This is a genomic window from Tritonibacter sp. SIMBA_163 (assembly GCF_046535935.1).
GTDB lineage: Bacteria > Pseudomonadota > Alphaproteobacteria > Rhodobacterales > Rhodobacteraceae > Epibacterium > Epibacterium scottomollicae.
This window is the reverse complement of the sequence record NZ_JAWJBP010000087.1, coordinates 1-648: the sequence shown is the minus strand read 5'-3', so window position 1 is coordinate 648 and position 648 is coordinate 1. Positions and strand designations below refer to the sequence as shown.

Genomic DNA, 648 nt, shown 5'->3' with positions numbered 1-648 from the left:
TACATCCGGTCAGGTTTGATGCAAGTCAGAAGCTAGGCTGCATTCATGGGTGGTTCACAGATGTTCCAATAGCCTCTAATAGTATCCAGTATGCTATGCATGCCGGCCTTTCCTTGCGGCTTAACAATGTAGCCGTTTACTCTCTCGCTATAGGCTTTGGCGATATCTCGAGCGCTGTCAGATGTTGTGAACATAAACACCATGCTTCCAGAGTCCCTTTTGTTCATCCGTAGTTTTTGCAGAAACTCATGTCCATTCATACGAGGCATGTTGACATCGAGCATTATGAAATAGGGTCTAGGAATATTATCGGCGTCGATAATTTCCAGCGCCTCTACACCATCCACTGCTCTGATTACAAATGCATCCGGATCAACTTTTGACAATGCACGTTCGACCATCATTGCATCGAGATTATTGTCTTCTACCAGAAGGATGTTCATTTGACGTTTCATCTTAGGCTACATTCTCCAACTCAATTTCAGCCTGCATTTGGTTCTTCGGCCAATCGAACTTGAACTCTGCGCCGTGCCCATCGGATGAACTTAGCCAGATGTCAAATCCATTCCGCTGAATGGCCTTCTTCACAATCGCAAGACCAATCCCCGTGCTCTCCGGTCCAGATCCCACCCTAAGGGTCTGAAAAAC

General features: G+C 46.3%; 2 protein-coding genes. Both read right to left on the bottom strand.

Annotated elements, in window-relative coordinates; all coding sequences use genetic code 11:
* Window positions 1-32: 32 nt before the first annotated feature.
* On the bottom strand, window positions 33-443 hold the full coding sequence (locus R0J92_RS21530) for a response regulator (RefSeq protein WP_411053133.1): 411 nt from the start codon (window positions 441-443) through the stop codon (window positions 33-35).
* A 13-nt stretch (window positions 444-456) separates the two neighbouring features.
* A partial coding sequence (locus R0J92_RS21525; RefSeq protein ID WP_411053132.1) for an ATP-binding protein occupies window positions 457-648 on the bottom strand: 192 nt, incomplete at its 5' end.

Bases quoted from the DNA above. Each gene is read 5' to 3' on its own strand.
- R0J92_RS21530 (WP_411053133.1), bottom strand. From the start codon at position 443: ATGAACATCCTTCTGGTAGAAGACAATAATCTCGATGCAATGATGGTC.